Annotated in this window: 12 protein-coding genes; 6 read left to right on the forward strand and 6 right to left on the reverse strand. The window is 46.0% G+C overall.

Annotated elements, in window-relative coordinates:
- The first annotated feature begins 27 nt into the window (after positions 1–27).
- Both QUA42_RS22915 and QUA42_RS22920 read left to right on the forward strand, forming a co-directional pair.
- Positions 28–2,106 (forward strand): dynamin family protein, encoded by a 2,079-nt coding sequence (locus tag QUA42_RS22915; RefSeq protein ID WP_333140350.1) that lies wholly within the window; start codon positions 28–30, stop codon positions 2,104–2,106.
- A 14-nt stretch (positions 2,107–2,120) separates the two neighbouring features.
- On the forward strand, positions 2,121–3,803 hold the full coding sequence (locus QUA42_RS22920; protein WP_333140352.1) for a dynamin family protein: 1,683 nt from the start codon (positions 2,121–2,123) through the stop codon (positions 3,801–3,803).
- Here QUA42_RS22920 and QUA42_RS22925 read toward each other — a convergent pair.
- Both QUA42_RS22925 and gloA2 read right to left on the reverse strand, forming a co-directional pair.
- Positions 3,770–5,062 carry an endonuclease/exonuclease/phosphatase family protein gene (locus QUA42_RS22925; protein WP_333140354.1) on the reverse strand — a complete coding sequence of 431 codons (1,293 nt, stop codon included), beginning with the start codon at positions 5,060–5,062 and terminating at the stop codon, positions 3,770–3,772. The two genes, QUA42_RS22920 and QUA42_RS22925, sit on opposite strands and share 34 nt — an antisense overlap.
- A gap of 43 nt (positions 5,063–5,105) precedes the next feature.
- Positions 5,106–5,492: an SMU1112c/YaeR family gloxylase I-like metalloprotein gene (gene gloA2 / locus QUA42_RS22930; RefSeq protein ID WP_333140356.1), complete on the reverse strand. Its 387-nt coding sequence runs from the start codon at positions 5,490–5,492 to the stop codon at positions 5,106–5,108.
- Positions 5,493–5,535: 43 nt separating this feature from the next.
- On the opposite strand from gloA2, the gene ilvC reads away from it, so the two are divergent.
- Positions 5,536–6,741, forward strand: a complete 1,206-nt coding sequence (gene ilvC, locus QUA42_RS22935; RefSeq protein WP_445301353.1) for a ketol-acid reductoisomerase — start codon at positions 5,536–5,538, stop codon at positions 6,739–6,741.
- Positions 6,742–7,570: 829 nt separating this feature from the next.
- Here ilvC and QUA42_RS22940 read toward each other — a convergent pair.
- The 3 genes from QUA42_RS22940 to QUA42_RS22950 all read right to left on the reverse strand — a co-directional run bounded on the left by QUA42_RS22940 (position 7,571) and on the right by QUA42_RS22950 (position 13,419).
- Positions 7,571–9,229: an alpha/beta hydrolase gene (locus QUA42_RS22940; RefSeq protein WP_333140358.1), complete on the reverse strand. Its 1,659-nt coding sequence runs from the start codon at positions 9,227–9,229 to the stop codon at positions 7,571–7,573.
- A gap of 514 nt (positions 9,230–9,743) precedes the next feature.
- Positions 9,744–11,747 carry a cation:proton antiporter domain-containing protein gene (locus QUA42_RS22945; RefSeq protein ID WP_333140360.1) on the reverse strand — a complete coding sequence of 668 codons (2,004 nt, stop codon included), beginning with the start codon at positions 11,745–11,747 and terminating at the stop codon, positions 9,744–9,746.
- 274 nt (positions 11,748–12,021) lie between these two features.
- Positions 12,022–13,419 carry an amidase gene (locus QUA42_RS22950; protein WP_333140362.1) on the reverse strand — a complete coding sequence of 466 codons (1,398 nt, stop codon included), beginning with the start codon at positions 13,417–13,419 and terminating at the stop codon, positions 12,022–12,024.
- Between the two features lie 305 nt (positions 13,420–13,724).
- Between QUA42_RS22950 and QUA42_RS22955 the strand changes: the two genes are divergently transcribed.
- Together QUA42_RS22955 and QUA42_RS22960 are read left to right on the forward strand one after the other, a co-directional pair.
- Positions 13,725–14,987 carry a type IV pilus twitching motility protein PilT gene (locus QUA42_RS22955; RefSeq protein ID WP_333078517.1) on the forward strand — a complete coding sequence of 421 codons (1,263 nt, stop codon included), beginning with the start codon at positions 13,725–13,727 and terminating at the stop codon, positions 14,985–14,987.
- 68 nt (positions 14,988–15,055) lie between these two features.
- A complete protein-coding gene (locus tag QUA42_RS22960) occupies positions 15,056–15,856 on the forward strand; it encodes a circadian clock KaiB family protein (RefSeq protein WP_333140369.1) in 801 nt (266 codons plus the stop codon).
- Between the two features lie 339 nt (positions 15,857–16,195).
- Here QUA42_RS22960 and QUA42_RS22965 read toward each other — a convergent pair whose 3' ends face one another.
- Positions 16,196–17,836, reverse strand: a complete 1,641-nt coding sequence (locus tag QUA42_RS22965; RefSeq protein WP_333140364.1) for a thioredoxin-like domain-containing protein — start codon at positions 17,834–17,836, stop codon at positions 16,196–16,198.
- Positions 17,837–18,048: 212 nt separating this feature from the next.
- Between QUA42_RS22965 and QUA42_RS22970 the strand changes: the two genes are divergently transcribed.
- Complete coding sequence (locus tag QUA42_RS22970) at positions 18,049–18,300, forward strand: helix-turn-helix transcriptional regulator (RefSeq protein WP_333040048.1); 252 nt, start codon at positions 18,049–18,051, stop codon at positions 18,298–18,300.
- Positions 18,301–18,574 lie beyond the last annotated feature (274 nt).

Consider the following 18,574-nt stretch of genomic DNA (forward strand, 5'->3'; position numbering starts at 1 on the left):
CAAGCAGAAAAATATCAGGAAATACCCATGAACCTTAAAGTAGAAACTAGCAACTTTCTCAACGATTTAGAGCGAGTAGCCGCCGTCCGCCGAGAAATTGCCGATCGCCTCAGCAACATCGCCACAGCTATCAACCAATCAGAATTAGCAGGAGGAGAAGCATCGGGAAAACTCGGTTTAGAAACAGACAACGCTGACATCAATGTCGCCAGTAAAAACTTGCGCCAAGGAGTCTTTCGCCTGCTAGTGCTAGGCGACATGAAACGTGGAAAAAGCACTTTTCTCAATGCGTTAATCGGCGAAAACTTACTACCCAGCGATGTAAATCCCTGTACAGCTTTGCTGACGATTTTGCGCTACGGTTCAGAAAAAAAAGTTACCGTTTATTTCAATGACGGCAAAAGCCCAAAACAGCTAGATTTTAAAAGTTTTAAACAAAACTACACAATTGACCCGGCTGAGGCAAAACGCTTAGAAGAAGAAAAGAAACCAGCATTTCCAGATATCGATTGCGCCGTAGTAGAATATCCCTTACCTTTGCTGGAAAAAGGCATAGAAATAGTAGACAGTCCCGGACTGAACGATACAGAAGCCCGCAACGAATTATCTCTCGGTTATATCAACAACTGTCACGCTATTTTGTTTGTACTCAGGGCAACTCAGCCTTGCACAATGGGTGAAAGACGTTATTTAGAAAATTACATCAAAAATCGCGGATTGAGCGTTTTCTTTCTGATCAATGCTTGGGATCAGGTGCGGGAAAGTTTGATTGACCCGGACGATCCGGAAGAAATGGCAGAAGCCGAAGGGAAACTGCGGCGCGTTTTTCAAGTGAATTTGGCTGAATATTGTTTAACCGAAGGACACGATATTTACGACGAGCGAGTGTTTCCAATTACCTCACTTAAGGCGCTCAGGTTGCGGATCAAAAACCCGGATGCGGATTTGGCAGGAACTGGTTTTCCCGAGTTTATGGCGGCACTGAATACGTTTTTAACCCAGGAAAGGGCGATTTCGGAATTGCGTCCGGCGAGGACTTTGGCGCGTCAAATTTCTGCTCGCGTCCGCGAAGCTGTTGGACGCCGTTTACCATTACTCGACCGCGATGTCAATGAGTTGAAGGAAAAGATTAATTCAGTTGAGCCAGAGTTTAAGAAGCTGACTCACATTCGCGATGAATTTCAACAAGAAATTATCGAAATTAGAGATAGTAAATCGCGGGCGATCGCAGATTCTTTTCGCGCCTACGTCCTTAACTTAGAAAATACCTTTGAAACAGATTTTTTGCGGTATCAACCGGATCTGAAATTTCTGGATTTCTTCAGCCAAGGCAAGCGAGAAGCCTTTGAAGCATCGCTCAGACAAGCATTCCAGCAGTACATCAACGACAAACTAGCAGCTTGGACTCTCACCGCAGAACAAGAGATGAATTCAGCATTTTCACAGCTATCGAAAAGTGCGGCCAATTACGGAGCATCTTACACGAAAGTGACTGAAAAAATCACAGAAAAACTGACGGGGCAAAAAATACCTGCAGCAGTCAGCAACTCGAACGAAGATAACTCGCCAGCTTGGGCAAAATGGGCGATGGGATTGTTCTCGTTAACGACAGGAAACCTGGCAGGTGTAGCAATGGCTGGAGCGGGTTTTGACTGGAAAAATATTCTGCTCAATTTAATCACTGTGTTGAGCGTCAGTACGATTTTTGCTAGTTTGACGGGGGTTGTTTTGGGACCGCTATATTTAGCTTTGTTGGGGATTGGTGTTGGCGTTTTGCAAGCAGACGGATCTAACAAACAGTTGGTGAAAGCGGCGAAAAAAGAGCTGGTGAAATATCTGCCGCAGGTGGCTCAAGAGCAGTGGCAGCCGATTCACGATGCTGTGAAAGAGTGCTTTGATGTTTACGGGCGGGAAGTGGGCGATCGCATGAATGCGGATATTAATTCTCGGAAAGCTGAGTTAGATAATTTGCTCGAACAAAAGGAATCACGCGAGATTAATTGTCAGGCAGAATCTGAGCGGTTGAAGAAATTGGAGGCTGATGTTTCTGCCGAGTCGCAGAGTATTGAATCGCTATATCAAGCTTTCCTAGCATCGGCTAAATGAAATACAACAACAATATGCAACAACCCGAAATTTATCAAAACCTGACCGACTATCTGAAATCAGCACTGGGCATTCTAGAACTAGATAAAAACTCCCAACTGTATCGAGATACCACCTCAATGTGCGACTATCTCGCCAAACCAACTTTTCAAATTGCTGTCTTTGGCCCATTTAATTACGGCAAGTCAACTTTGCTCAATGCTTTGCTGGGAAATCGTGCTTTGCCGATCGACCTTGTACCCACTACAGGTGCTGCCATTTATGTCAACTACGGCGACGAATTACACGCAAAAATTACCCTGAAAGACGGCACGGAAATTAGCGAACCGGGGACTGATGTGTTGAAACGCTACGCCATCCTTGACGACGCCAGACAAATGCGCGATGATGTGGCGGCCGTGAATGTTTACTGTCCCCATCCATTCCTGAAAACAGGTGTGGAATTGCTGGATTTGCCGGGAACCAATGATCGGGAAGAACAGGATAATTTGGTTCGGGATAAATTGCTAACGGCTGATTTGGTTGTGCAGGTTTTAGATGCTCGCAAATTGATGACTTTAGGCGAACGAGAGAACTTGAGAGATTGGTTGAGCGATCGCAACATCAACACTGTCGTCTTTGTTGCCAATTTTCTCAATCTACTCGAACCAGACGATCAAAAACAAGTTTACAATCGCTTGTTGTTTGTTGCCGAAAGTTTTCGCTCGAACTTGCCGACCAATATCAGCAATATCTACCGCGTCGATGCTTTGCCGGCTTTGAGGGCGAGGCTGAAAGGAGATGTGGCAGCAGCCCAAACTACAGGAATTGCCACGTTTGAATCGGCTTTGCAAAGTATTGTGGCAGCTCAACAGGAACAACTAGCAGTTAAGTTGCCCAGAATTGAAGCTATAGCTACTAAAATTTGCCAATCTCTCCGAGCCAAAGCTGAAACTGTCACCACAGAAATAGCTGCAGCTCAAAAAAAGCACAAAGACAAAATTGAAATTAAACAAAAAGCAGAAAAATTGATATCAAAAGGCTTTCAAGCCAGCGTTTCCGATTTCGAGATTTGGCTTTACCAGCCCACACTTTTGCAGCGATATCAATCGGAAATGGCCCTGTCGCTTCAGGAAGGAAGTTTTGATGCGTGGAAGCTAAAATTTCAGCGAGAGGCGTTACATCAGCAGCAAACCATCGCAGAATGGGTAAATAAAGCTTGCGAATTCTTTGAGAAAGAACAGCCGATCGCCCTTTTGATTTCCTTTCCTCCATCCCCACAAGTCAGTTTACCGGAGCCACCACTACCTCCCGCTCAAAAGTCGAACGACAGCGAAGTGGCTCCAGTGGCGATCGCAACCGGCTTAGGTTGGCTGTTGGGCGGGCCTGTGGGAGCCGCAGTAGTCGGCGGTGCTAGCTATATTTTGAATAAAAGAACTGGGTATGAAAAGCCGGCTGAATCGTCAGAAGCTTATCTAAATCAAGTAAAGGAAATTTGCGGTGAGGCTGCTAAAAACTATCTCGCTCGCTTCAGCACCGATACTTTTTCCATGCTGCAACACTACAAGGAAATCGCCGGAAAAGTTATCTGTTTTCAAGACAGCAAAGAACCGCTACAGACCAATATTCAGGAATACCAGATCCAGTTAATCAATAATTTGTTAGAAAATATTGAATCCTGCCTTCAAATGACCAAATCTGTAATTAACGGCAAATGATCCGAACCGACATTGCGGCCAGTACGAATCTTTAAAACACCAATTTCTTTACTGACTAGAAAGTGATCGATCGGAATATAAGCCAGCGGCATAAAAGTCGGCCAAGTCGGTAAAATGCCAAAGCCAGATCGCGCATTTCGCAAATTTCCGGTTTTTACCATATTTTTGTAGAATGGCGACCACATTGTGGTATTAAAATCCCCAACCACAATCACGGGATTTTTTACTTGGGCTGCATACTCGCCGATGGCTGCTAGCTGTTTATTGCGATTGATAAAACTCTCCTGTTTGATCGGCACCGTCGGATGAGCAAGAATCAGAGAAATGATTTTACCTTGAAATTTAACATCCGCCGACAAGCTCTTTCTTTGATTTGAAAAGGCTTTTACCGAAGAATTTTCTAAAGGCAGCTTGCTGTATATTGCACTCCCAAATCTCTCAGATTCTTGCTGGGTAGAAGAGTAAGGAAAAATCTCGCTTAAAACCGATAACTGTTTTGCCCAAGTTGAGTTGACTTCTACAAAAACTGCGATATCAGGTTGTTCTGCTTTAACCAGCGATATCACCTCAGAATATCGCCGATTACTCCTTAAAACATTTGAATGCAAAATCCGCAAGTTGTGTGCGGGAGTTGTTCCAGCAACTGCTGGCGCTGGAAAATACCAAGGAACAATTTCCGCCAAATTAATGATAATGCAAAATGCGCTCACCAGCAACCATATTTTTTTTGAGCGCACGAGAACGAAGAATATAAAAGTAGAGAAACCAACCAGCAGGTATTGTAGTTTAAAATGAGAACTCAATTCAAAAAAAATGTTTAATTCTCCCAAATAACCGACTATTGAAAATACGGCATTTACAGTTGCTGCGATAATAAACCATTTTAAAATTACGTGAGTCAAGCTAATGATTTTGTAGTTGCTGCTGTGCATCACCGCCCATTTGAGCTTAATTTTGAGGTCGTTGGTAATCGGCAATTTATCAATTTCTGTTACCAGTTGTTCTGGCTGTTCCAACACTCGCCGCTTTTGATAAAATCTCACCAACAAGCTATCTACCACAAAATAACTAAAATAATTGGCAACAAATCCTACAAATACCAACACACCTAAGCCGATCAGCATACCAAAGGAACCGCCGACTTTGACCAAACCTGACCAAACGGCTGCGTCACCTGTTTTACCTGTAGCTACTATGGCTATAAATAGCATTAAAGCAGGCAATCCGACCGTGATTGTGTTTCTGATGATAGAGTCCATTGTTTATCTTCTCTGCTAAGCTTTTTATGATTGGGCTTTTGCTCTAAATTTCATATATTTCTAAGGGTAAGTTGTCGGGATCTCGGAAAAATGTAAACCGTTTTTCTGTAATTTCGTCAAGGCGAACTTCTTCTACTTCTACTTGTTGGGATTTTAAGTAAGCAACTGCTGCTTCTATGTCCTCAACTGCAAAAGCTAAATGTCTCAAACCACAAGCTTCAGGATTGTTAAGTCTTTCAGGAGGATGGGGAAATGAGAAAAGCTCGATGGTGTCGCCATTTTCGACTTGCAAATCTAGTTTGTAAGAATTTCTCTCGGTTCGGAAAGTTTCTTTGATAATGGAACATCCTAAGACTTCTACATAAAATTTCTTCGACGCTTCGTAATCCGAGCAAATAATCGCGACATGATGTATTGCCTTTATTTTCATATTAAAGAAGTTAGTTGCTTTTTTGCAACAGCACAGCACGCTATTGACAATTATATTTGACGATCGCAGACTCGGCGAAAAACCCTGGGAAATTCAGCGCGTGAAGCGGAGCTATCCCGAAGGGAATCGCCCTTTATTTTCCCTCCTCCAAATCTTAATCAAAAAAAATTCTGCAAAAAAAGTACCCTACTTTGATAAAATCAGAGTTTTGCAGTCAATCACGCAATTTGCATCTCAGGAGACAAGCATTATGGCCCGTATGTATTACGACACCGACGCGAACCTAGACCTCTTAGCCAACAAAACGATTGCTATCATCGGCTACGGTTCCCAAGGACACGCCCACGCCCTTAACCTCAAAGACAGTGGCATGAATGTCGTTGTTGGTTTGTATCCCGGTAGCAAATCTGCCGCCAAAGCAACCGACGCGGGTTTAACAGTTCACCCGGTAGACAAAGCAGCCGCCGCTGCTGACTTCATCATGATTTTATTGCCCGATGAAGTTCAAAAAACTATTTACAAAGAACAAATCGAACCGAACCTTTCAGAAGGAAATGTTTTAGCATTTGCTCACGGTTTTAACATTCACTTCGGCCAAGTTGTTCCCCCTGCCAATGTAGACGTAGTAATGGTTGCCCCCAAAGGCCCCGGACACTTGGTGCGGCGGACTTACGAACAAGGGGAAGGTGTTCCGAGTTTGTTTGCAGTATATCAAGATGCTTCCGGTCAAGCGCGCGATCGGGCAATGGCCTATGCTAAAGGTATCGGCGGCACCAGAGCCGGCATCCTGGAAACCACTTTCCGCGAAGAAACAGAAACGGATCTTTTTGGCGAACAAGTAGTTTTGTGCGGCGGTTTGAGCGCCTTAATTAAAGCTGGATTTGAAACTTTAGTTGACGCCGGATACCAACCGGAATTAGCTTATTTTGAATGTTTGCACGAAGTTAAACTTATCGTTGACTTAATAGTAGAAGGAGGCCTCGCCAAAATGCGCGACAGCATCTCCAATACCGCAGAATACGGCGATTTAACTCGCGGCCCCCGCATCGTCACGGATCAAACCCGCGCCGAAATGCGGAAAATTCTCAGCGAAATTCAATCCGGCCAATTTGCCCGCGAATTCGTTCTCGAAAACCAATCCGGCAAACCGGGCTTTACCTCCATGCGCCGTCAGGAAGCAGAACATCCTATTGAAGAAGTTGGTAAAGATTTGCGAGCTATGTTTAGCTGGTTGAAAAAGCAGGCCTAATCAATTTTAGATGTTAGATTTTAGATTTTAGATGGGAGAACCAATCTAAAACAGTTCTGGAGGCAGAACCTCTATCTGTAGGGTGTGCATTGCACACCTTACTGGTTTGAGGAAAATCTAAAATCTCAAGTTTAGTCGATTTGAGATTGAAGGAAAAATCTCAAATCTACAATCTCACATCGTGATGTTTGGTGGGGCTTCGCTTAACCGAACCTACAAGAAAATGGCTAGGTATTTTTAGAGAAACCGGGTTTCTCGCTGGTAGCTCAAAACTATCGGTTCGGGCTAGGACTTTTTTGCAATTTCTCAATATCCTGTTGCCTTTGCTCGTTGAAATCTCTCGGCCTCAACCAATTTGGCCACAACCCGACGAAGAACTTTCGACTTGCCACGCTAGTATCTCTTACAGGTTTGGGCAGAAAAGTTAAAGTGTCACCGTAAAGGGTAAACAGCGCTATAAACAGCAGCAACAGTGGGATAAGATTTTTTTTAGGCATGGCACTTTGGGAGTAGAGTTTGTGAAAGCGCTTTGTTATATTTTGCCCTTGCACGGACAAAAAATATCAGAAACAGCTTAAGAAGAAAAATATACCGCTGGGGACTAAGGGGCCGCGCATACAAAAGGAAAGGGTGCTAGTCGCAATATGATGTCCCCTCTAACTACCACTACAAACACCTTTATTATAGGTGTTGGAGCGGACATCCGATTATTAGCTAATGACTAATAGCGGTAAGGTGCGCCTAGCACACCCTACATAATTAGGTTCTGGCTCGAGAACTGTACAAGATACTATGGGTTTTTGGCGCTTACCTACTTAATGACTAATGACTACTTATTCCCTTGAATAAAAGTTTGCACTACTGCATTAATATCAGGGGAAATTTCTGTTACCAGCCGCACCGGGATTGCCGATGTGGAAGCAAAGTGCGCGTATTCTGGCGTTAGAAAGACTGCATATTTGTCAGATTCGGCGGTCAGTTGAGCGGCGGTAGCCAAACTTACAGCTTTAATATAATTGCGTATGCTAACAGCTTGGTCCCCGACAACTTCATCGCCGGTAATTCCTGTGCTTGGCCTGCGAACTTGGTTTAAAGTTGTACTCGGATCTTTGACGCTTAAGTGGGTTCCTCCTACAAAACCGACTAGCCATTTAGGAGAGGGAATTTTCGGAAAGCCGGCAATTTGTTCGGCTAAGGCGGGAGTTGTTTTGTCTGCAGAAGATGCTACTATTAAGGTGGGAATTTGAATTGCACTTAAACCAGTTTCTCCAAATAGTAATGATGTGATGGGATTCATGGCGATCGCCCTTTTAATCCTCCCATCCCGCAATTGATACCGTTCTTCGGGCAATCCGGCCGCCGCGCACTGAATGCCTTCGCCTAAGCTGAACCCAATCAAATCTCCCTGACACCTTTGTTTGAGTGCGCTCAATTGCAGTTCGGCGCCGGCCACGGACAAGGCTGTAGCCCCGCCGAAAGAATAGCCAATTATTACCGATCGGTCAATCGCGATTTTCCCCTGCAAATTATCATCAGTTTGGTTCAATTTTGTCAGTTCGTCGAGTACAAAACTGATGTCTTTGGGACGGTCTAAAAACTCTTGAGGAGCTAGCAAGGGACACTTCCCCGCCATCGCAGCATTGGTATTCGTCTCGTTGCTGCCCGGATGTTCTAAAGCTGCTACCACATAGCCGTGAGACGCCAAATGCTCGGCTAAGTAGCGCAAATCCGTGCGGACGGAACCCAACCCGTGAGAAAAGACGATCGTCGGTTTGTCTGCTGTCGCAGCTTTCGACCAATACACGTCAACTTGAATACGCCGATTGCGGGCGCTATCGTTCAAATCTAGCGCCCGTACCTGCACGACATTAGGGCCGGGCTGGGTGGGATCGAAAGGCAGCTTAAACGCGGGTTTAACCGCTGCTAACTGAGGTGCGATCGCCGCCATAAAGCGCTGAGTTTGCCAAAAACTTGTGTTCATATTTCCCAAAACTGCGAAAGCTCGATCGAGATCCACCACGACCCGCGAGCTCGGATAAGACTCAATGAAACTCAATACCGATAAGCCTTCCGGCGCGTTTGCTCCCAGCAGCAGAGCCGCTCGCAGCGCTTCCACACCCCCACCGTCGTGCCTGGGTATCACTGTAGTCAAATCCGTCAGGATGGCAGTGCCGATGCCCGTATTTAGCAAGTTGCTCAGGCCGACTACATTTAGGGGAATTTTCGCTTGCAGCGCCCGAAAAATCTTACTCCGCTGTTCCTCAGACAGGAGATTGGCATAAGCTTGCAGTTTGGCAGGGACTTTTCCTGTTTCTGCGAGTTCGCGCAAATCCGCAACCGATATTGACGATTCTAAAATACCTTTGCGGACAACAACCGTTTCTGCTGCTTTTACAGAGGATGTCGCCCCGCTCAAAGGGCCGATCGAAATCGAACCCAAAACACTCGCCACCGAAGAAAACCATCTGAAATTTGGTCTGATGCTCATTTTTACCTTATTGAACTAGAGGGGGTAGATCACCATATTCTCAAAATTCTCCCAGATACCGAGATATTGTCCTAGATGCCGAGAAATTGCCTCCCTCGGAGTGAGATCGGCAAAGCCTCTACGCATATTTACTAGCCGATCGCACATTCCGTACCTAAGTGCACTTCTTGTGCGGGTGCTAATGATGATGAGTTGAAGGATTTTTTAATCGGCAGCCCAAAAAATACCAACTTCGCGAGTGAAAAGAGCGATCGAGTGTATTCTCGAACCGCGCCAAGGTGCGGAAATTTTGCTAGCAATTCCGTTGGATTAGGATTAAATATAAGACTTACACAATTGTCACAAATAAAGCTTAAATTTTAGGTATGTAGTTGCGCTTGTCCGCTCTTAGTTAGGAAAGAGCGAGTCGAGCGCAACTACATACCTTTGTTTAATTTGTCAGTTGGCTTTAGTCCTAAAAGATTAACCGCAGATGAATGCAGATTCATAACGTAATCTGCGGTTACAATATTCCTCAAGATACAGGAAAATAAACAACAAGCATCGAAATATTTTGGTGAGTCCGGGCGAGCGCTTCCGGTTCCTTGAGAGTTCCCGGTTTGTCCCACAAATTTTGTTGCTGAGAAATTGTTGTTAAAATCAGCAAATCATGTTCTAACAAATTCTGCGAAACTAACTTGATAAAATTTCCCCGCACCCGATTTACTGGTATCTCAGAAAGAATTTCCACCTCCGCCACACTTTTGTTGCTTTGTTCCCGTTTTGTCGCCACCAACAACACTTGCAAACTCGCCTTAAGTTCCTCGGCCAAACTCTTAGCAATATCCACGGTTTCCTGAAATCCAAACCGCGTCAACTCGCTGTCAGTTACCGCCAAAATAACTCTGGCTGTATTCTGGAGAGGATCGGGAAATCGAGCAATCAGTACGGGTACGGGCGATCGCCTGATCACAGTGTCAATGATACTGCCAAAAAAATTGTCGCGCGTCGTGGAAAATCCCTTCCAACCGCAAACTATTAAACTAGCCTCGCGTTCGGTTGCACTCCGCAGGATTCCGCGATCGATCGCATCATCTATCCTCGCGATCGGTTCAACCGCACAAGCAGCCGCATGGGCCACAGTTTCCGCAGCCGTCAAAAGTTGAGTTTGCTGCATTTTATCTGCCGGCGAAATTGCTTCCCCGCGATCGGACAAAATATGCAGCGGCAGCAAAGTTCCCTGAGATGTTTTTGCTAAAATCAAAGCCAAACGCAGCAAATTATCTTCCGTATTCGGATTAGCAACAGGCACTAAAACTCGCTCTCCCCATGAATGCTTTCCCGACGTAGCAGTCGGCAAACTCGACCCCGGCTGCTGCATTTCTTGACCCCACCGAGATACAATCCAAGGAGAAGCGACACAAGTTACTAAAATCATTGCAATGATGCCGTTCACCGTTACGCGATCGACTAATTTAATGTCAAAAGCAACCGTAATCGCCGCCAAAGTAGAAGCAGCTTGAGCAACAGAAAGACCGAACATTACCATAATGTTCGGAAACTCAAAACCAAATAATTTCCCCGGTAGCCAAGCTGCCAAAAACTTGCTCACCACCTCTGCTAAAATCATCACCGCCGCCACCAACAAAGACTGTGGCTGCTTCACCAAAATTAGCGGGTCAATTAACATCCCCACAGAAATCAGAAAAAACGGCACAAACAGCGTGTTGCCAATAAACTCAATCCGATTCATCAGCGGACTCATTTTGGGAATAATTTGAGTAATAGCAATTCCCGATAAAAATGCCCCAATAATTGCCTCAATTTCAATTAGTTCTGCTGCGTAAGAAACTAGAAATAGGGTTGCCAATACAAAAATAAATTCCGCATTTTCGTCGTGTCCGAATTTTTTAAAAAACCAGCGACCGATTTTGGGGACTCCCCACAAAGTAGCAAAAGTGTAGATAGCAAGAGATGGAATGAGAAACAACCAAAATTCGAGAGTTAGATTTCCTTTGAAAGCTTTAACAACAATTGCCAGCACCAACAGTCCCAACACATTCGTAATTAAAGTCCCACCCAAAGTCGTAGTAATAGTCTGAGTTCGCATCAATCCCAATTTGGTGAGAATTGGCAGCGCTAACAGCGTGTGCGTAGCAAAACAAGAAGCGACTAAAATTGAAGCTAGCCAGCTATATCCCAACAGCAGCATTGCTCCTGTCCCCAATATCATCGGCAACGAAAAAGTAGCCAGCCCAAATATGACAGCTTTGTCCGCATTGAGTTTGAGGTCGTCGAGGCTAGTTTCCAGTCCCGCTAGGAACATCAAAAACAGCAATCCTACTGTACCTAGCAAAACAATAGTAGCGTCCCGTTGCAGCAAATTGAGACCGTTGGGCCCGACAATTACGCCCGCAATAATTAACCCGACTATTCCCGGTAGTCGCAAGCGCTCAAATAACAGCGGCGCGAGTAGCATGATTGCTAAAAGAACTAGAAAAACGGGAACGGGAGCGGTAATCGGCCCGGAAGTTAACATAAATTTTTCACCCTACATATTGGCAGCGAACTGCTACCACTTTTAAAATAAAACCATCAAAATATCTATCAATCTAAAGAGGTATTCTCAAAATTTTACAGCGTAATTGGTAATAAGTTGCACTGGGCGGGAGAAACCCGGTTTCTTGGTAAAATATGGGTTTGATGACGAGAAATTTCCGAAAAAAACCTGGTTTCTAGCTCCCCGCACCCAAGTCCTGATTGGGAATAATACCCATAAAAAAGGGAAACGTGCTTTTATCCCTTACCCTTGTCTATTTAAAATCTAAAACCGGGAAAGGTTTCGCTGCTTCCATCTGCGCTGCTAAAGCAATTAAAGTTGCTTCCGCCGCCGGCCGCCCGATAATTTGAATTCCCACGGGCACACCGTTGTTATCTAAAATGGCAGGAAGTGCGATCGCAGGCAAACCGCTAGCATTAAATGGCGGACAAGGAGCAACCCAATTAATGATCCGCTGCAAAGTTTCTTCAAAACTCAAATCCGCCCACTCTCCAACCCGGATTGGCGAGTGCATATAAGTCGGCAAAACTAACACATCAAATTTTTCAAAGAATCCCACAATCCGCCTTGAAATCACCTGCATTTGATTCACCGCCCGCAAATATTCCCCAGCCGAAATAGTTCTTTCTAACAGCCAGCGATTCATCGGTTCCAAAGCAGAACCTGGAATGCCGCTTGCCGCCGCCCCAGACTGCCAAATTGCGATAAACGGTTCGATTAAACCCGTAAAATCCGGGCATCCAGGTTCGACATCATGACCCAAATCTGTCAGTAACTTGACGGTTTCGAGTACCGCTTGCTGACAAATAGGCGCAGCCTCGCCCACAGGGGAAATAGTCGTAGAAAACGCAATTCGCAGCTTACCCTGCTGTTGACGGGAAGCCTCTAAAAACGTCGGATTTGAATCTGGTAGCCAGTACGGATCGCCTGTTGTGTAGCCTGACATCACATCCAAAAGTGCGGCGGCGTCAGCTACTGTGCGCGCCAGTGGGCCGTTTGCAGAAATGCCGCTGAGGTAATCTCCGACAGGTGCCCAGGAAACTCGCCCTCGCGATGGTTTAATGCCCACTAAACCGCAGCAGGAAGCTGGGCCTCGAATCGAACCGCCGCCGTCTGAACCTTGGGCGATCGCACACAAACCCGCTGCTACAGCCGCCGCTGAGCCTCCGCTGGAACCTCCGGGCGTATAGTCTAAATTCCAGGGATTGCGCGCGGGCGGGAAACCTTCTGGTTCGGTGTAAGGTAATGAGCCAATTTGAGAGGTGGCTGTTTTGCCCAGAATGTTAAATCCCGCTGCTTTGATCCGCCATACTACTGACTCGTCGTAGGCAGAGATGTTACCAAGCAAAGCCTGGGTGCCGTATGTACACGGAACGCCCGTAACTGGTGTCAAGTCTTTAATGGCGATCGGCACTCCGAAAAAAGGTGGCAATTCCTGTTGCTTGTTTAACCCCGCTAGTTTTTCGGTTTGAGATTTAGCTAGAGCGATCGCCCGCTCGGCCGTTACAGTAAAATAACTGCCCAGCTCAGGGTTTAATCGATCGATCCGTTCCAAGTAGAGATTGACAATTTCTAAAGGCGACACTTCCAGGGTGCGGATCGACTCCGCCAACTCCAAAGCTGGAGTAAAAGCCTGATCGACAGAATTCATCGGTTTAAGTCCTTAATTGTTGTACGAAGTATCAATTTATACTGTTTGAGTGCGGAAAACTCTTTCCATTAAAAAATTTATCCAAAAATGTGGAAAATCTATATTTGGTCGTAGATAGAGAGTGAGCGCATCCTCCTATTGGCAGAATATTTCCTTTGTATTGCACCAGTAGAAACTGATCTTGCGATAGACTGAGGAGAGCAGTTAAGCTTTTGTGCAAGAGACGCACAATCGCGATCGGCATTGTCCAACTCCCACAAATCATCTGTTCGAGTCAGCCTTCTCACCAACTTAAGGTAGCGCATATGACACAGCAGCATCCGCCAGCTCCTCGCCCGCCCGTACCCGGAGCTCCCCCACTGCCAGGAATACCCCGCCCTCCAGCTCCAGGGATGCCCCCCAGAGCAGCAGGAATGCCGCCAGCACCGCCGCCCGCACCAGCACCAGCACCAGCACCGCCGCCGCAATCCTTCGCCACACCTAAAGGCGCGAGCTTTAGCAGCGGCGGATCTCCGACTTTGAAAGAGCTAGTCCTCCGAGCCAAAGATGAAGGAGTATCCGACCTTCACCTCGGCGTAAACGAAGTGCCTCGCTTCCGCACGCGGGGCGAAATTGCCGACATCGGCTATCCACCAACAGATTTAGATACGTTTTTTGGCTGGTTGCGCGAGTGCATGAGCGATGAAGAAATTGAAATTTTCCAAAAAACCCTAGACTTTGACGGCGCTTTCGACTTCGGGTTCGTGCGGATTCGGATCAGTTGCATGGACTCCTTAGCCGGGCCGGCAATGGTGCTGCGGCTAATTCCTTCCAAAATAATGACACTGGAGGAATTGAAGCTGCCGGAGGTCTTTAAGAAAATATGCGGCTACCACAAAGGGCTGATTTTGGTGACGGGCCCGACAGGTTCGGGTAAGTCTACCACCTTGGCTGCGATGATCGATTACATCAATAAGAATAAAGCCTACAATATCATCACGATCGAAGACCCGGTAGAATTCGTACACGAAAGCAAAAAATCCTTGATCAAGCACCGGGAAGTCGGCAGGCACACGCTCAAGTTTATGAACGCTCTCAAAGGCGCTCTGCGACAAGACCCGGACATGATGCTAGTAGGAGAAATTCGGGACAGAGAGACGGTGGAAATCGCCCTCAAAGCCTCTCAGACAGGTCACTTAGTTGCAGGAACCCTGCACACCAACAGTGCGATTAAAACCCTGAACCGGATTCTGGATATGTTCGGGCCCGAAGAACAGGAGGCGATACGGGTTTCCATTTCCGAATCCCTAGTGGCGATTATTGCTCAACTGCTGTGCAAAACCACAGACGGGAAGCGGGCTGCTTTCCACGACGTTTTGATCAATACCGACGTGGTTAAGGAATACATTCTGAAGGGCCAGAATGAGGAAATCAATCAAATCATGATCAAAGATACTTATGAAGGCATGACGACGATGAATAAGTCGCTCTACGGCCTTTATCAAGAAGGTCGGATTACTGAAGAACTTTGTGTAGAGAACTCGCCGTACCCGAACGAAATGGCTCAGATGCTCCGAGGTCGAGTCTAAAGGTCGAGTGTTAACAGTTAAAAGTTAACAGTTAAGTGTTAACTTTTAACTTTTATTGGTGTAGTGAATTGAAAGTCGATCGCCCCATTTTGCCGGAATTTTTCAAAGGAATTGCGCTGTTTACACCAGGGGGAGACTTAATCTATTGCATAGACCCCCGCAAGCAAACTCGGTGGCACTTGCAGTTGTGCGTAGCTCTACAGGAGATCCTCGGTTTGTCGGAACCGCCGCATTTTTTGATACCTTGCTACACGGCAACCGTTGACTGCTGGCTCGATCCAGGCGATCGGCAGGTGCGAGTTGCTGCTGAGGCCTACCCCCCCGTGCTGCGACATCAAACGCTGCTGAATGCCATTTTTGGCACTGGCGACTTAGTGTGGCACCCCCGCAGCGAAGAAATGTGCGAACCGATGGCAATTGCTACTTATCACGAAGAATTCCCCGAACTTTGGGAAAATCACGACTTAGTTGTACAGTATGCCAGCCCCGAAGCTCGATCGGACTGGAGCAGTTCGATAGTAACTCGCTTGGGCTTTCCGCAATCCCAGCAGACTCGGCTTCCCAAACCAACAGCACTCACCCCACCGCCACAAACTCAAGGTTACGTTTTGCGTCTGTTTGTTTCCGGCAGCAACCCCAGCACCGAACGTACCCTCGAAACTTTACACCAGTTCTTAGAGAAATGCCTCGATCGTCCCTACACTTTAAAAGTAATTGATGTTTTGAAACATCCAGACCAAGCTGAGGCAGATCAGATTTCAGCAACTCCTACTTTGATTAAAATTTGGCCGAAACCCGTGCGACGAATTGTCGGCGAATTGAACGATAATGAAAAAATAGTGCGGCTGCTGAGCTATTCGGAATTTTAGATTGGGGCGAGGGTTTTTGCGAGTATTTAATACTGGCGATCGCGGTTTTAGTAGCGATGGAATTAACAACATTTAGTAATTCAGTCCTGGACGCAAAAAGTGGTTTGGCGTTCTACTTATATCGGTCAGGTGTTCTTCTCCCCTGTACCCTAAATATAAAGGTTCTGCATCCAGAACTGAATTGCTGGTGAGACACTACACTCGCCACGAATAATTAGGGTAGCTTACTTTGCTGGAAAGTTGCGGTAAGGTGCGCCGAAGAGCACCCTACGTTACCACGATCAATCTGGCAATCAGGAGAATTGAAAACCGTGCCTGATGTCAAAAAGGTCGATCGGCTTAATCAGGAAGACAAACATCGGGAGCGCACAAACTGGGGAAATCTAAGGTTGTGACTTCCAGCGTATCCAACTCAACTCGCCGAATTACATGATTGTTGGTATCAGCAACAAACAAATGAGGCCCGATCGCACTCAACCCTGAAGGTTCAAAAAATCGAGCCTTGAGGCCTTTAGCGTCAACCAAACCTGCTGTACCATCTCCAATCATGGTTCTGCAGGTACCGCCCCGGTGGTCGATCCGCTTAATTTTGTGATTGTAAGTATCAGCCACCCAGAGATAATTTTGAGCGTATTCAACACCCAAACAATGCTGCAACCTTACCTCATCACCGCGACCATCTTTATCTCCAAAACCAAACAATTCACCGCTACCGCAAACAGTGCGAACCTTCGGGTCTTCATCTATACCCACAGCGCGAATCGAACTAATTTCGCTGTCGGCAACAAACAACTCCGATCGATCCGTAGCGAGCCCGCTGGGCTGAGAAAAAGCAGATTCTGCAAGATTCCCGTCCACACAGGATTCTCGGCCAATACCCGCATAAGTGCCGATCATACCAGTGTCTAACTGCATTTCCCAAATTTGGTGGGAACCCGCCATTGCAATAAAAAGTCTATTTCCAACTCTTTCTAAATCCCAAGGCGAATTCAATTGCGTTTCTAAACCCTTGCCGCTGTGGGGTGAAATTTCGTGACTTTGTTCGCCGGTACCAGCAACAGTTTCCACCCGTTGAGTCGTAAAATCAATCTTTCTGAGAGCATGATTTTCCGTATCAGCAACATATAGAATTTGACTTTCTGCATCAAAAGCCATACCTTGAGGTGCAAAAAACTCAGCCTCTTCAAAATCCCCATCAGTTAAACCCGGTTTGCCACTACCGATGACGTGCAGCACCTCACCTTCGAGGGTGCTGACAACAATCCTATTGTGTCCTGAATCGGCAATAAATAAGCAAGAACCGACTAAGTTTTGTATGACTGAATTAGCAGGTCCGGGCAATACAGTTTCATCTACAGATTCATTTTCCTGACTCATTTCGCCCAAAAGCGCGACCTGTTGGTGAAGCTGTTTTGCCTCCGTTGCAGCGATCGCAAATGCCAGCACTTTACCGGGAAAAGCCAGCGGTGTTGATACAGGTTTGCGCTGTTTTTCTAAGCGAAAACTGAGTTGTTTAAAGTTAAGTGCATTTTTATCTTTGTATTCAGCAATTAACTTGCCAACTAACTCGTCAAGTGCTTCTCTATTGCCTTCGCCGGAAACAAAGCCGACGACATAACTTTCAGGATCGATCACCATTAAAGTCGGCCAAGCGCGAACCGCATAGCTTTGCCAAACTTTCATGCCACTGTCTACAATTACCGGATGTTCGATATCGTAGCGGAGGATAGCTTGGCGGATGTTTTCTACTTCTTTTTCGTTTTCAAATTTTGCCGAGTGAACGCCGATAACCGTGAGAGAATCTTTATATTTTTGTTCGAGGTATTTTAAGTCTGGGAGGACGTGCAAGCAGTTGATGCAGCAGTACGTCCAGAAGTCGAGGAGGACGACCCGGCCTTTTAGAGATTCAATGGATAAAGGTTTGTCGGTGTTTAACCAGGGGTAGTTTCCGGGGAATTCTGGTGCTCTGACGCGAGGCATGGCATCTCCTGGGTAGGATGTGAATGATTTTTTTACTTCTTTAATTTAGCGGGAAGTTTCGCGGCATGGGGAAAAAGCTGGTTAAACCTGGGCTTTTGGACACAGCCAAGATGCCATTGCCACCAGAGGGGAGTGAGTTCAGTGTTCATATAGCCACCTTGAATACTTTAGTCTGTAGCACTTTTGTATTCAAAATCTTACTATTTCTCTCTATGCAGCCTAGCAAACTAGACCAAACTTTAGGATTAGAAATACAACGTCGTCGCATAGAGAAACGTTGGTCCCAAGAATATCTGGCAGAAGTCACAGGTCTGCACAGAACCTATATCAGCCAGCTTGAGCGAGGACTCAAAAGTCCATCTGTTAGAGTTCTTAGTCACATTACAAATGCTCTGGACATAACAATGGGTGAATTTTTACGAGTTGTAGAGGAACTCTTGAGTGCTGACGGAAAACGAGATTGAAAGATTGAGGCAAGCCATTATTGCTACCATTGCATCTCCAGTTATAGGCTCGATAGAGGATTATACTTGGGAAGCTATTTTTCCTTAGACCTCTTGCAAAAGTCTCCAATAAGGGCAATAGTGAGGTGATTGAGAGGAAAAACTGATGACTTACGAACAAGTGCAAAGCTTAAAGCCAGAAGCCTTCAAGAGATTATGGGCTCTTCCGTACTTACCGCTGCTCATTTTTTAGGAAAATGCCAAAAAAGTAATGCCCGTATTTCAAAATTTATCA

Origin of the sequence: Microcoleus sp. Pol11C2, assembly GCF_036701505.1 — a bacterium.
GTDB lineage: Bacteria > Cyanobacteriota > Cyanobacteriia > Cyanobacteriales > Microcoleaceae > Microcoleus.

What these genes read in the sequence shown, in the direction of transcription:
- QUA42_RS22945 (WP_333140360.1), bottom strand. Translation starts at nt 11,747, where the DNA reads ATGTTAACTTCCGGGCCGATTACCGCTCCCGTTCCCGTTTTTCTAGTT.
- QUA42_RS22925 (WP_333140354.1), bottom strand. Translation starts at nt 5,062, where the DNA reads ATGGACTCTATCATCAGAAACACAATCACGGTCGGATTGCCTGCTTTA.
- QUA42_RS22965 (WP_333140364.1), bottom strand. Translation starts at nt 17,836, where the DNA reads ATGCCTCGCGTCAGAGCACCAGAATTCCCCGGAAACTACCCCTGGTTA.
- QUA42_RS22940 (WP_333140358.1), bottom strand. Translation starts at nt 9,229, where the DNA reads ATGAGCATCAGACCAAATTTCAGATGGTTTTCTTCGGTGGCGAGTGTT.
- QUA42_RS22970 (WP_333040048.1), top strand. Translation starts at nt 18,049, where the DNA reads ATGCAGCCTAGCAAACTAGACCAAACTTTAGGATTAGAAATACAACGT.
- QUA42_RS22920 (WP_333140352.1), top strand. Translation starts at nt 2,121, where the DNA reads ATGCAACAACCCGAAATTTATCAAAACCTGACCGACTATCTGAAATCA.
- QUA42_RS22955 (WP_333078517.1), top strand. Translation starts at nt 13,725, where the DNA reads ATGACACAGCAGCATCCGCCAGCTCCTCGCCCGCCCGTACCCGGAGCT.
- gloA2 (WP_333140356.1), bottom strand. Translation starts at nt 5,492, where the DNA reads ATGAAAATAAAGGCAATACATCATGTCGCGATTATTTGCTCGGATTAC.
- QUA42_RS22950 (WP_333140362.1), bottom strand. Translation starts at nt 13,419, where the DNA reads ATGAATTCTGTCGATCAGGCTTTTACTCCAGCTTTGGAGTTGGCGGAG.
- QUA42_RS22915 (WP_333140350.1), top strand. Translation starts at nt 28, where the DNA reads ATGAACCTTAAAGTAGAAACTAGCAACTTTCTCAACGATTTAGAGCGA.